General features: G+C 74.2%; 11 protein-coding genes. All 11 read right to left on the minus strand.

The window, feature by feature from the left end:
* Positions 1-59: 59 nt before the first annotated feature.
* Positions 60-1,091: a rod shape-determining protein gene (locus tag ACRAS8_RS24355; RefSeq protein ID WP_018542527.1), complete on the minus strand. Its 1,032-nt coding sequence runs from the start codon at positions 1,089-1,091 to the stop codon at positions 60-62.
* A 430-nt stretch (positions 1,092-1,521) separates the two neighbouring features.
* Positions 1,522-2,157 carry a hypothetical protein gene (locus ACRAS8_RS24360; RefSeq protein ID WP_438488119.1) on the minus strand — a complete coding sequence of 212 codons (636 nt, stop codon included), beginning with the start codon at positions 2,155-2,157 and terminating at the stop codon, positions 1,522-1,524.
* Positions 2,141-2,980: an FkbM family methyltransferase gene (locus tag ACRAS8_RS24365; RefSeq protein WP_438488120.1), complete on the minus strand. Its 840-nt coding sequence runs from the start codon at positions 2,978-2,980 to the stop codon at positions 2,141-2,143. The genes ACRAS8_RS24360 and ACRAS8_RS24365 overlap by 17 nt, the downstream gene beginning before the upstream one ends.
* The gene (locus ACRAS8_RS24370) at positions 2,977-3,255 is read right to left on the minus strand and encodes a Trm112 family protein (RefSeq protein WP_438488121.1); all 279 of its coding nucleotides are present in this window, start codon (positions 3,253-3,255) and stop codon (positions 2,977-2,979) included. The genes ACRAS8_RS24365 and ACRAS8_RS24370 overlap by 4 nt, the downstream gene beginning before the upstream one ends.
* Positions 3,256-3,306: 51 nt before the next feature.
* Positions 3,307-3,447 carry a hypothetical protein gene (locus tag ACRAS8_RS24375; protein ID WP_438488122.1) on the minus strand — a complete coding sequence of 47 codons (141 nt, stop codon included), beginning with the start codon at positions 3,445-3,447 and terminating at the stop codon, positions 3,307-3,309.
* 52 nt (positions 3,448-3,499) lie between these two features.
* The gene (locus tag ACRAS8_RS24380; protein WP_438488123.1) at positions 3,500-4,525 is read right to left on the minus strand and encodes a DMT family transporter; all 1,026 of its coding nucleotides are present in this window, start codon (positions 4,523-4,525) and stop codon (positions 3,500-3,502) included.
* A 142-nt stretch (positions 4,526-4,667) separates the two neighbouring features.
* Positions 4,668-5,411: a class I SAM-dependent methyltransferase gene (locus ACRAS8_RS24385; RefSeq protein ID WP_438488124.1), complete on the minus strand. Its 744-nt coding sequence runs from the start codon at positions 5,409-5,411 to the stop codon at positions 4,668-4,670.
* Positions 5,408-6,925 (minus strand): condensation protein, encoded by a 1,518-nt coding sequence (locus tag ACRAS8_RS24390; RefSeq protein WP_438488125.1) that lies wholly within the window; start codon positions 6,923-6,925, stop codon positions 5,408-5,410. Before ACRAS8_RS24390 ends, ACRAS8_RS24385 begins: the two co-directional genes overlap by 4 nt.
* Positions 6,922-11,229 (minus strand): alpha-(1->3)-arabinofuranosyltransferase domain-containing protein, encoded by a 4,308-nt coding sequence (locus ACRAS8_RS24395; RefSeq protein ID WP_438488126.1) that lies wholly within the window; start codon positions 11,227-11,229, stop codon positions 6,922-6,924. Before ACRAS8_RS24395 ends, ACRAS8_RS24390 begins: the two co-directional genes overlap by 4 nt.
* Complete coding sequence (locus tag ACRAS8_RS24400; RefSeq protein ID WP_438488127.1) at positions 11,226-11,951, minus strand: class I SAM-dependent methyltransferase; 726 nt, start codon at positions 11,949-11,951, stop codon at positions 11,226-11,228. The genes ACRAS8_RS24395 and ACRAS8_RS24400 overlap by 4 nt, the downstream gene beginning before the upstream one ends.
* Positions 11,952-11,957: 6 nt before the next feature.
* Positions 11,958-13,124 carry a glycosyltransferase family 4 protein gene (locus tag ACRAS8_RS24405; RefSeq protein WP_438488128.1) on the minus strand — a complete coding sequence of 389 codons (1,167 nt, stop codon included), beginning with the start codon at positions 13,122-13,124 and terminating at the stop codon, positions 11,958-11,960.
* Positions 13,125-13,151 lie beyond the last annotated feature (27 nt).

Here is a 13,151-nt window from a genome sequence, read left to right on the forward strand (position 1 = left end):
CTGGTCGGCGGCGTTCCGATGTCGTCGTTCCCGGCCGTTCCGCTGTCGGGGCTACGGGGCTACGGGGCCATCGGGTCGAGGTGCAGGGGCTGCACCTTGCCCTCGATCATGGCGCCCAGCCCCTGCACCGCGCAGGTACTGGGCTGGTCCGCGATGTGCACCGGCATCGACGTGGCCTCGTGGATCATCGGCTCCAGACCCGGGATCAGCGCGCTGCCGCCCGCCAGCATGACGCCGCGTTCGCCGAGGTCGGCCACGAGGTCCGGCGGACAGCGGCGGAGCACCGCACTGATGCCGTCGAGAATCGCCGTCAGCGGGGTGATGATGGCCCGCCGCACCCGCTCGGTGTCCACATGTACCGACCGCGCCAGCCCGCTGACCACATCCCGGCCGTGCACCTCTGTGGAGCCGGGCGTCAGCTCGCCGTCCCCGGACAGCATCAGGTGCAGCGGCCGGACGGACTGGTTCGGCAGCATCAGCTCGTGGTGCAGCCGAAGGTGCTGGATCACCGCGTGGTCGATGGCGTTGCCACCTACCGGGACGGTCTCGGCGGCCACGATCGAGCCGAGCGAGAGCACCGCGACCTGCGTGGTGCCCGCGCCGCACACCACGATCATGGTCGCCTCCGGCTGCTCCACCGGCAGCCCGCACCCGACGGCCGCGGCGACCAGCGTGTCCACCAGCTCGACCCGCCGGGCGCCCAGCCCCGTCAGCGTCTCCACGGCGGCCCGCTGCGCCAGCGGCTCACTTCCGTACGGGAGGCACACCGCGGCCCGCATCGAGGGGCGCCGTCGCCACGTCTTGCGCAACTTGTCGCCGACCAGGTGGCGCAGCAGGCGCTGGGCCAGGTCGATGTCCACGACCGTCCCGTTGGAGACCGGCCGGACCACGCGGATGTAGTCCGGCGTGCGGCCGTCCATCACCTCGGCCTGGGCACCCACAGCCAGCATCGACCCGGTGCGGGTGTTGACCGCGGCGACGGTGGGTTCGTCGACGACCAGCCCCTGATTCTTGACGTAGACCCTGGTCCGGGCCGCGCCGAGGTCGACGGCGGCCGAGCAGCGGCGCAGTTGGGCGAGGCTGATGGTCATGGCGGATTCCTCCCCGAGGGGCCGGTGCGAACGTCGCGGGCGGGCCGGTACTGGGCACGAGCACCCACACGTGAGCGCTCGTGCGCCATCCTCCGAGCCCGCACCGAGCCCCGCCCGCTGAGCGCGTCCGCCCGGGGGACGGGGGCGGGTGAGGCGTGCCGTTGGGGTGAGGGGAGGGGCGGCGGCAGATGGCGACCGATGTTGGCGTGAGGGGGGCCGAGGCTACGTCCGTCCAACCAAGCGGGTGGGGGTGGGGCGGGGCGCGGCAGGGGGCGCGGGCGTGGGGCGTGGGCGCGGGGTGTGAAGCTGACTGGGCGCCATGGGACGCCGGGTGACCTCTGGTTGGCTGCCGGTCAGTGAGACGCTTCCGGGGACCCGGACCCGGACCCGGACATGGGGCTGGACCTGGGCCTAGGGCTGGGGCTGGTCTTCACCCCCTCCCCGCTCCCTCCACTCCCTCTGCCCGTCGCTGGTAGAGGCCCCAGGTGAACTCCGCGACGACGTCCTGTCGTGCACCGTCCGGCCCCGGGGCGGTGAGGGCCAGACGCCAGCGGGTGGGGGCGCTGTCCTCCATCGGGCGGGCCGGCGGGAAGGCGCGGGCGACCTCGTCGACCGTGCACGACCACGGGACGAGATCGGCCGTCGTACGGAGTTCCGGGGCGGGAGCGCCGGGGGCTCGTACGAGCCAGGCGTTCCAGACGCCGCCACCGGGCGCAGTGAGCACCTCGAACCGCAGATCCGGCCAGAGCGGGACCGGCCAGGTCAGCGCCTCGCAGGTCAGGTCTCCGATGCGGCGGGTGGTGACGGACTCGGGCGTGCCGAGCAGCGCGCGGTACGGCTGGAGGCCGGCGCGTGCCCGAGGGTTGTGCATCCGGGCCTGCCAGCGGCGGTTGGCCTCGCGCATCTGTGCGCGGGTGACGCCCAGTTCACGGAGCGCGTCCTCGACGCGAGCCGGTTCGTGATCGGCCATCCGGCGCAGCAGTACGAGTTGGAACGCGAGAGGTCCTGGCAGGTCGGAGGGGGTGCCGGAGCCGGCGGGCGGGGGATTGTCAGTGGCGGGGTTCATGATGGACATGGTCGTTGATGGCGGCCGTGGAGCGCGCGGAGGCGGCGGCCGGTGCGGCGTGTGCGGGGCCGGGTCGGACGCCGTCGGGGAGGAAGAGCACGGAGTTGACGTAACGGCGGTGCGGAGCAAGGGAGCGGCGTAACAGGCCCTGTTCGGCGACGAAGGAGGTACGGGACTGATGGGCGGGCAGATCGAAGTCGGCCAGCGGCAGCCAGCGGTCGCGTGGCAGGACCCAACCGCGATATCCACGGGCGGCCGTCCACTCCAGGACGGGCGCAAGCGGCTGGATACGTGTCTCCAACTCCACGAAGAGGGCGGGGCGTTCGCGCTCGATGGTGTGTGCCGCGCCGCGTAGCACCGGCAGTTCGGCGCCATCCACGTCGATCTTGATGAGGGTGACGTCGCTGAGGCGCAGCGCGTCCAGGGGGAGACAGGGGACGTCCAGGGTGGCGGCGTGCACATCACGGCGTACGAGTGAGGAGACCCCGCGGTCGCCGCGCCCGTCCGGGGGCAGCCAGAGCGTGGCGCAGCCGGTGTGATCGGTGGCCGCGGCGGAGACGACGTCGACGTGGGCCGGGGTGACCGAGTCGAGCAGTCGGGCCAGGTGGGGGACGGGCTCGATGGTGACGACCCGGTCCGCGCGCCGCGCCAGGCGCCGGGTCCACGGGCCGTACCAACCTCCGACGTCGACGGCCGTACCACCCGCCGGGCAGAAGTCGCGCAGCCGCCCCAGCTCCGGTTCGAACCGCGGGTAGAGCCCGGCCGCCAACGCCGACACCAGCCGCCCCGGCAGCCACCGCCCCACCCGCGCCGCCAACGTCACGACCCCGCCCCCGGCTCCACCACCGGCTCCACCACCGGTTCCTTCTCTCCCCCCTCAGCCCCCGTGATCTCCCTGCTCTCGCATACCGCTCGCTCGTGCTCGGCTTCCGAGACCTGCTCCCCGGACGACGGCAGCAACTGCGGAATCCCGTCGAGGATCGGATAACGCCGCCGCAGCCGCGGGTTGTAGAGCGCCTCCTCGGAAGCCAGCAGCACCAGCGGGCCCTTGTCGATCGGGCACGCGAGAATCCTCAACAGCCCATAGTCAGCCTTCACGACCCACTCCCTTCACGCGCGACTGCACCGCGCTCAACTCCAAGCTCAACGTCACCTTCGAAACCCCATGTCGACCGCTTCTTCTCCAACCGCCTCTTCGCCAACTTCCCTTTCGCTGTTGCCGTGTTGCCGTGTTGCCGTGTTGCCGTGTTGCCGTGTTGCCGTGATCGTTCGCAGTTTCTTGATCGTCATCGTTCGACCTCGCCATTGATCAATCCCTTCGTCGTCGGCCTCAAATCCGGCCTCATGTGGCCTGCCCGGACGGGCGGTTGGTGGCTTTTCGGGTTCGGTTGACGGGTGCTGCGGCCACCTGCGGGGACGTTGGAACGGAGGGTGGGGCGTGATCCTGACGGGCGGGTGCGCCGGGTACGGGCGTGGGTGGGGCCTCGTGGCGTGGGAGAGCCAGGAGGACCGTCAGGGCCACGGCCGTGCCGCCCAGGCGCAGGGCCAGCCGCAACGGGTCGCCGGGCAGCGGTTCACCGAAGGCGACGGTGCCGCAGGCGACGGTGAAGACGCAGGTCACCGTGGTGCAGACGGGCACGATCACCGAGGCTCGGCAGCGCTGCAGGGCGGTCTGGGACAGGACCAGGCCGGCGGCCCCGGTGAAGAGGAGCAGATAGGGGTAGGGCGAGCGGAGCAGCGCCGTCGCGGCCGCCACGGCGGCCGGGATGTCGTGGAAGTCCAGCAGGCCGGAGACGCCCTTGATGGCCAGTGAGCTGACGCCGTAGAGGAGCCCGACGGCCACCCCGTAGGAGACGCCGGCGGTCGGCAGGCGGTGGCGGCGCCGGGCGCGCAGCTCGGCCGAACGGTAGAGCAGCAGGCTCGCGGCCAAGGACGGCACGGCGAGCGCGAGAAGTGTCAGGGGTGGCGCGGTACGGGCGATGGCCCGGGCGTCCTCGTGCCGGAGGGAGGCGACGACCAGCGCGAGCGCCATCAGGATCGCGGCGATGCTCTGCCGCTCCCGGCCGCTGGTTCGCTCACCCAGCAGCACCGAGGACATGAGGAGGAGCAGGACCAGGCCGGAGATGAAGATGCCCTGGGCGGCGGCTATGGGGAGCGTGCGGTAGACGGCGAGTTGGGCGGCGAAGCCCGCGGCCAGGGCGAGTGAGCCGCCGAGCCACAGGGGGCTGCCCAGTAGGTGGCGTATGAGTCGGGCGGGGTGGCGGGTGCTGAGGGCGGGGAGGGCGGCGAGGGCGCGCTTCTCCAGGACGAAGCCGGTGCTGTACAGGACGTTGGCGAGCAATGCGGACGCCACGCCCCACCAGAGCATGGGCCTGCCTCCTCTCGGTCTCGTCGGCCTCGGTCGGTCTCGGGCGTGGGGCTGGGGTGGTTCGGGGGCGGGTGGCCTTGCGGGGCCTCCTTCCTTGCTGTTTCGGCAACAATTACGGAGGGTGGTTTTGTTCCCGACTCCGTTACGGAGTGTGGTTGTTGGGGTGGGGGCGGGCGTGGGCGAGGAGGATGGAGGACAGGGACGGGGCGTGGCAGGCGGCGCGGTCCAAGGGGCGTAGGGGGCGGGGGACGTCGTGGTACGGGGCGCCGGTGATGCGGACGACGTCGAAGCCGGACGCGGTGAGGAAGGCGCGGAGGGCCCGGGCGGTGTAGAGGCGCAGGTGACCGACGACCTGGGTGCCGGGGCGGCCGTGGATGCCGCGGAGGCTGACCTCCGAGAAGACGGGCTGGATGCCGGCGAGCAGGAGGCCGCGGTTGTACCAGGCGGCGAGGTTCGGGGTGGAGAGCAGCAGGTGGCCGTCCGGGCGGAGGACGCGGCGGAGTTCGTCGAGGGCGGCGTCCGGGTCGACGAGGTGCTCGATGACCTCGCTGAAGAGGATGGCGTCGGCCGTGCCCGTCGCGAACGGGAGGCCGCCGTCGGTGAGTTCGCCGCGGACGACGTGTCCGATGTGGGCGGCGGCGCGGCGGAGGGCGTCCTGGGACCAGTCGACGCCGATGACGCGGTGTCCTGCGAGGAGGTTGGCGGCGGTGGCTGCGGCGGTGCCGTCGCCGCAGCCGATGTCCAGGATGGTGGCGGGTGAAGTGCCCGCGTGTACGGGGCCGAGGGCGCGCGCCAGGAGCTGGGCCTGCCGTCGGCTGCGGGCGTCGCCGGATGCGACGGGAACGGTGGGGTTCTCGTAGAAGTTTCGGAGGGTGGGGATGGTCATGGGGTGGGTCCTTTCGTTTTTGCCGGTGGGGTTCCTCCTTTGGCTCGTGGGGTTGCTTTGGCTCGTGGGGTTTCTTGCTCCGGTGATGGGGCTTCGGGGGTGGGGTGGGTGGTGGTGGCGAAGGAGGAGCGGAGGAGGGTGAGGAGGTGGGTGGCGGCGGCGTCGTCGAGGAGGGCGCGGGACCAGCGGAGGGCGAGGTGGATGCGGTTGCCGTCGTGGGTGGCGGCGGTCGTGATGCTCAGGCCGCGGGGCATCCGGGCCGGGGCGGAGAACCACACCGCGGTCGCCCGGCCCCCCGTTTCGCCGAAGTCGAGGGGGTACGGGACGCGGCCGATGTTGGAGACGAGGGCGGTGGGTGTCCAGGGGGCGGCGAGGGCGCGGAGGGCGCGGGTGAGGGCGCGGCGCGGGCCGATGGGGAGGGGGAGGGCGGTCAGCAGGGTTGCGGGCAGGCCGAGTTGGGAGCGGGGCGCGGCCGTTTTGAGGGCGCGGGTACGGGCGGCGGTTTGGTGGAGGAGACGCGTGAGTGGTGGGGGCGGTGGTGAAGGTGGGGGGAAGGGGACTTGGGTCAGCCGGGTGCCGTTGCCGATGGGCATGTGGGGGCCGCGTGGTCGGTCGTCGATGGGCATGGTGAGGACGACGGGGGCGGTGGGGCGGTGGTGGTGGAGTTGGCGGAATTGGCGGCGTTGGTGGAGTTCGTTCCAGTGGGTCGTCATCAGGTAGGTGGCGACGAGGAGTTGGTCGTTGATGGTGTAGGGGGGACGGGGGGCTTGGTTGGTGGGGCTTGGGGTGCGGGTGGGGAGGGGGAGGTCGGTGAGGAGCAGGCCGTTGCCGGTGGGTGGGCCGGTGGCCGTTGCCGCGGTGCGGTCGGGGGCGAGGCGGGCCGGGCGGGTGAGGGTGTGGGGCGTGGGTTCGTGGGTGCCTTCCAAGGTGGGAGGGGTGGGTGCGGGTGGAGGCGGGGGCGCGTCGCGGGTATCGGCGTACAGGTCGGCGGCGGTGGCCAGGATGCGGAGGCAGGCCGGGCCGTCCAGGGCGGTGTGGTGGACGGTGAGCAGCAGCACGGTGCCGCCGGTGGGGGCGTTGCCGGTGGCGGTGTTGCCGCCGGTGGGGGGCGGCTCGATCACCTCCAGGCGGAGGGGTGGTGAGGCGTCCAGGGGAGGGCACTCGGTGAGTGCGCGGGACCGGGCGCGGGCGAGGGCGTCGGGGCCTGGGGGCGGGAAGGCGACCGGGTCGACGTCCGGGGTCGGGGTGAGCTGCCAGGTGTAGTGGCGGTGCCACCAGCGGGTCGGCACCTGGCGCATCAGGACGCGTGGATGGCGGGCGAGGGCCTGGTGGAAGGCGGTGCGCAGCCGTTCGTGGTCGAGTCGGCCGGGGAGGTGCACTTCTATGTGGACGGTCTCCGGTTCGGTGTCCTCCAGGCAGTGGCGGGAGATCTCGTCCACGAGGGGGAACGGGATGCGGGTGTCGGAGGGGAGACGGGCGCCCCGTGCCTGCGGCGGGTTGTGGCGGGCGGTCATTGTGGGGTGTCCTTCTTGGACGGCCGTGCGGAGTCGGCCGCCGGACCGGCCCCGGAGGGATTCCCGGCGGCGATGGCCCCCCTTGTGGGCGTCGGCAGGGTGACGACCGCCGCCGTGAGCGCCAGGAGGGCCAGGGCCTGGGCGAGGGGGCTGAAGGCGCCCGTGTGCTCGGCGACGGGGTGGCTCGCGCCGAGGGCCGCCGTGATGCCGGCCGCGAGCATCGCGGTGCCCGCCAGTGGTGCCAGCGCCCGCGGCCGGAGCCGGGCCACCAGGGCCAGCGGCAGGACGATCAGCGCGTACGGGCCGGCGGCCAGGGCCAGCACCGCCGTCAGGGCCAGTGTGCCCAGGACCCAGGACGGGGCGGGCGGTTGCCGCGGCGCGGGCGGCGGGGCCGGCGGGGTGCGGCGCGGGCGGCGGATCAGGGCGGAGGCGAGGAGCGCGGCGATGCCGAGGGCGCCGGCGATCAGGCCCAGGTCGTAGAAGGTGGCCGGGGCGTAGGAGAGCGTGACGGTGCCGCCGGCGCCGGCCGGGACGAGGAACGCCTGCTGCCAGCCGTCCACGCGGAGCGGGGTGAGTTCCCGGCCGTTGAGGGTGGCGTGCCAGCCGTCGTTGGCGTTCTCGTGGAGCTGGAGGTAGGCGGCCCGGCCGGCGCCGATGGTGACGGTGCGGTGGTCGCCGGACCAGTCCTTGGCGGCGACGGTCCGTCCCGCCGCCGCGGTGCTCCCGCCGGAGGACTGACTGCCGGCACCAGGACTGCCGGCAGAGGAACGAGCGGCGGGGGCGGCGGACTTCTCCAGCCGCACGTCCGTGACCACCAGCGCCCCCTGGTCGCCGGCCTCCACACGGTGCCGGCCGGCGCGGAGGAGGAGGCGGCTGTCGGGGGCGGCGGGGCCGCAGGGGTGGACGGTGACGGGGCGGCGGTCGGTGAGGTCGCGGACGTAGCCGCCGGCCTCGGTGGCGTAGAGGATGCCGTCGACGGCGAGCACGGGGCCCTTGCCGCAGGGGAGGGCGAAGCGCTTGGCGGGGTCCGGGCGGGGGGTGCGGTAGGCGTCGAGGGCGGGCAGGTACACCTCGCTGAGGCCGACGGGGAGTTGGAGGGGCCGGCCGGCGACGGGGTTGCTGAGGGTGAGTTCCCTGACCTTGCTGATGGTGATGTCGAGGCGGTCGGTGGTGATCGGGTCGAAGCGGGCCAGGCCGTTGTCGTCGACGCCGGCGGTGGCCGCCCCGTAGGGCGAGTCGAGCTGGATCTGTTCGGGGCGGGTGGAGATGCCGCCGGCGGCCGCCAGGACGATCCGGTCGATCTTCTTCTTGCCGGGCCAGCGCAGGTGGAGGGTGGGTTCGGCGCCGGCGATCCAGGCCGTCGTCAGGTCGCCGTCGACGAGGTTGCGGGGGCTGAGGGAGCGGCCGAAGCCGAAGCCGGTGGAGTCGGCGGTGGCGGTGATGCGGTCCTTCTGTTCGGGGGCGACCTGGTCCAGGAGCCGGTCGAGTGCGCTGCCGGGGACGGCGAGCGCGCTGCCGGTCACGGTGTACGGGGCGGTGCGGCCGGTGCTGAACTGGCGGTGCAGGCCGGTCTCGGCCGAGGCGGGCGAGAGACCGCCCGGGTCGCTGCCCCGGTGGAGGGAGACGACCTCGGAGGGCGTGTCGGACTTCGCGGCGTCGGTGGGGAGTTGGAGCAGCCGGGTGACCTGGACGCCGGGGACGGAGATCTCGGTGAAGCCGGCGCCGGAGAGGCCGGCGCGCGGGCTCTGCGCGCCCAGGATGGTGAGTTGGAGCCAGGTGGCTTTCCCGGGCGGGGCCTTGATCTGCTGGCGGGTGCCGTCGGGTCGGAGGGTGCTGTCGGCGCTGCCGCGGTCGGTCCGGACGCGGACGGCGGTGGGGGCGGCGCGCAGTCCGTCGCCGGGGAGCGGGGTGACGGAGAGGTGGGCGGGGAGGTCGGTGGGCGTGGTGAAGGTGATGCGGATCCACTGGCCGGCGGGGTTGCCGGCGCTGCCCTCGGCCCAGGCGGTGTCGGGGTTGCCGTCGAAGGCGTTGACGGGGTCGTACTGCGGCAGGTGGAAGAGCCAGTTGCCGCTGGAGGAAGCGGTGACGGCGGCGGCGCCGCGGAGGACGGCGGTGGTCTGGTGCTCGATGCCGGAGGTCGGGAGGATCTGCCGGGGTGGCCGGCCGGGGTCCTGGAGGCTGCCGGGGAGGTTGGTCTCGTCGGCGGTGTAGGTGTACGAGGTGTTGCTGTTGACCAGGCCGAAACGGGTGTCGGCGCGGCGCAGCCCGTCGGCGGTGAGCTGGAGCGGCGGGGTGCCGATGCCGGGGTGGCGGTCGCCGGTGAGGACGGTGGGCCGGTCGCGCAGCGCGGGGTCGGCGGAGAGCTGGAGGAGGGCTTCGGGGCCGCCGCTGAGCTGGGCGGTGGCCGCGGCGGCGGGGGCGGTGACGGGGCCGGGTTCGGGGACGCCCTGCGGCCGGTAGATCTCCACGGAGCGCTGCCGCGGGTAGAGGCCCTGGACCTGGAGGGGGGCTTCGGCGGGGATGCGGCCGCCGGTGGTGAGCGGCCCGAAGGCGGCGGCCTTGCGGTAGCCGGACGCTTCCAGGGTGCGTTCGACGGTCTGCGGGGGGACGTAGCCGATCTGGTCGGGGTCGAGGTCGTTGCGGACGACGACGTCGTGGATGCCGGCCCGGTGCAGGTGGTCGCGCAGGCCGGGGACCTCGGCGCCGGTGAGCAGGGCCTGTTCGACGGCGTCCAGGGCGCGGCGGGAGCCGGGGGTGCCGAACGGCACGAAGTCGCGCTGCGCCCAGGGGGAGCGGGCGAGCACGTCGAGGGGGTCGTCGATGGGAGAGCCCCAGGTGAACAGGCCGTGTGCGGTGGCGGGGACGACGAGGGCGCGGCTGCCGTGGGTGTGGGTCCTCAGCCAGTCGGCGGTCTGCTGCCAGTAGGCGGGGAGGCGGGGGAAGGCGCCGGGCTGGAGGACGGTGCCGCCCAGGTAGGGCAGTGCGATGGACGGCAGGACGAGCAGGGTGGTGACGGGCAGGACGAGTACCGCGGCGACGGCGGCGGGCAGCCGGCGGGCGGCCGGGTGGGTGGCGCGCCGCCCGGTGCCCGTCCACTGGACGGCGGCCAGTAGATGGGCCAGGCCGAGGGCGAGTGCCAGGCCGAGGCCGGGGGTGAACTTGTAGATGTTGCGGAACGGGCGCAGCCAGCCGTTCAGCCAGTCCTGCCAGGTGCCGTGCAGGGGGCCGCCGAGGGCGCCGCCGTAGCCGGCCAGGGTGATCAGGGCGACGGTCAGGACGGTGAGCAGCAGCCAGCGGCGTTCGGGCAGGTCGCGGCGGGCCAGGCCGGCCAGGCCGAGGGCGGCGGCGAGCGCGGAGCCGGCGACCGCGACGGGGTTGCCGGTGAGGGTTTGGCCGGCGGGCAGCCAGGGTTTGCCGAAGTCGAGGTAGCCGACCCAGTTGCCGGCGCCGCGCAGCAGTTCGGTGGCGGACATGGTGCCGGTGGTGGTGTCGGCCTGCTCGATGAACGGCATGAAGTTCTCGCCGTGCAGCCCCAGGAGGAGCAGCGGGATCGCCCACCAGGCGGTGGCCAGGACGACGCCGGGCAGCCACCGGGCGAGCAGGGCGCGGCGGCGGGGTCCCGTACGGGAGAGCAGGTACAGCAGGGCGGGCAGCAGGGCCGCCAGGGTGGAGGCCGCGTTGACGCCGCCCATGCAGGGGATCAGCAGGGCCGAACGGGTCGCCGCGGCACGGGCGTTGAGCCGGTGGTCGGTGAGCGGCAGCAGTACCCAGGGCAGCAGGGCGCCGGGCAGGGCGGCGGCGGAGGTGGAGCCGACGACGATCGTGAAGGCGGGCCACAGGGCGTAGCAGGTGGCGCCCAGCAGCCGGGTGGGCGGGGCGCCGACGCGGAGCCGTTCGGCGAGCCGCAGCGCGCCCCAGAAGGCGGCGGTGACGATCAGCGACATCCACAGCCGTTCGGCGAGCCAGACCGGCAGGTGGACGAGGCGGGCCGTGCCGTAATACGGGAGGGAGGGGAAGGCGTAGCCGATGTACTGGTCGGCGAGGCCGCCGAAGCCGGCCCGGTCGTGCCACATCTGCCCGAGGTCGGTGAGGAACCGCCAGGGGTCGAGCGCCACCCCCAGTTTCGTCTCGAACGTCGTCTTCCCCGGGGAGGGGGCCAGGAACGCGACGAGGACGGCGGCCCAGAAGGCGAACAGCCAGCGCCTGCGCCGGGGTTCGCCGGGCGGTGGCGCGGGGGCGGTGGCCGGGGTGCCGCCGGCGTCGGGCGCGCCGGGGGGCGGGGGCATCTTCAGCGTCTGGGTCATGGCAACCGCCGGAGGATGAGGAGGAGGTTCCAGGTGGCGATCTCGCGGACGCCGGGCAGGCGGGGGATGGTCTCGGCGAGGAACGGCGCGTAGCGGGAGCGGGCGGTGAGGACCGCGACGTCGTCCCGGGCGCGGACCTGGCGCAGGGTGCGGCCGATGTGTACGGCGAAGAGGTTCTCGCCCAGGGTGTGTTTGGCGGGGCGGCCGGTGCGCCGGTGGTAGCGGCGGCGGGCCCGGGCCGCGCCCAGGTAGTGCCAGGGCGCGGTCTCGTGGCCGCCCCAGGGGGAGAGCCAGTTGGTGAACGCCACGTAGATCAGGCCGCCGGGGCGGGTGACCCGCACCAGTTCGCTGAGGAAGGTCTGCGGGTCGGCGACGTGCTCCAGGACGTTGGAGGAGAAGCAGATGTCGGCGGTGCCGTCGGCGAGCGGCAGCAGGTAGCCGTCGGCGCGCACCGCGCCGTCGGGGACGCGGCCGCGGGCGGTGAGTTCGGCGGTGTCGGGTTCGAAGAGGTAGCCGTGGGCGCCGCGGCGGCGGAACTCCTCGGTGAAGTGGCCGCTGCCGCCGCCGACGTCGGCGACCACCGCGTCGCGCAGCGGGGCGTACCGTTCGACCTGGTCGGCGGCGTCCCGGGCGAGCAGCCGGTAGCAGTGTCCGGGGTCGGCGGGTTCGTTCAGGAAGGCCCGGAAGAGGGCGAGGGATCTGCGCAGCGAGGGGTCGCGCACGGGCGGTCACCACCCGGGGAGCGGTCGGAGGTACGCCTCCGCGGCGACAGCCCGGAAGCTGCGGACGGTCCGGCTCCATCTGAAGCGGGCGGCGCGGGCGGCGGCCGCGGCGCCCAGGGCGTGCCGCCGCCGGGCGCTCAGGCCCAGGGTGCACCAGTGCGCGGCGAAGGTGCTCTCGCCGCGGGCCAGCAGCCCGGTGGTGCCGTCCTCGACGGAGTCCCGCAGCCCGGGGATGTCGAAGCCGACGGTGGGGGTGCGGCGGGCGGCGGCCTCCATCACCACCAGGCCCCACCCCTCGACGAGTGAGGGGTGCAGCAACAGCCAGGCGGAGCAGAGGAGTTGGTGCTTGCGCTGTTCGGAGACGCGGCCGGTGAAGGTGACGCCGGGGCCGGCGAGCGCGGCCAGCCGGTCGCGTTCCGGGCCGTCGCCGACGATCACCAGCCGGCCGCCGGTGACCGGCCGGACCCGCTCCCACAGCCGCAGCAGCAGGTCGATCCGCTTGTACTCGACGAGCCGGCCCATGGCCAGGAACAGCGGCTCGGGCGCCTCGGGGACGAGCGGGCCGGGCTCCTCGACGCCGTTGTGGACGAGCCGGATCCGGTCGGGGGAGACGCCGAGGTCGGCAAGGGCGCCGGCGGTCGAGTCGGAGACCGCGACCATCAGGTTGCCGCGGTGGGTGCCGGCCAGCGCCCAGTGCTCCAGGCGGCGGCCGAGCCGGGCGGCGGGCGCCGGGTAGCGCATCCGCCACAGGTCGGTGTGGACGTGGTTGACCAGGCACAGCGTCGGCCCGCGGTGCCACAGCGGCGCCAGGTACGGCATGCCGTTGCAGACCTCGACGAGCAGGTCGCAGCCGCCTGTCCGGCGCGCCACGTGGCGGGGGACGCGCAGGAAGTGGCCGGCGTCGCCGCCCGCCGACAGGACGCGGTAGCCGTGCTCGGCCGCCGGCCCGCCGCACAGCAGCGTGACGTCGTGGCCGTGGGCGGTGAGCCCGTCGGCGATCCGGTCCACCAGCAGCTCGGAGCCGCCGGCGGCGGGGTTGCCCAGGTCGCGGCGGGCCAGGAAGACGATCCGGCGGGGGAGCGGGGGCGCGGCCGGCGCAGCGGACCGAACGGGCGGAACGGGGCCGGGCGGTGTGGCGGGCAGCGGTGGGGAGGGGGGTACCTGCTGGGGCATGTGCGATCCAACTCGTCTCAGGGTGCG

Source organism: Streptomyces sp. S186 (assembly GCF_051603415.1).
Taxonomy (GTDB): Bacteria; Actinomycetota; Actinomycetes; order Streptomycetales; family Streptomycetaceae; genus Streptomyces.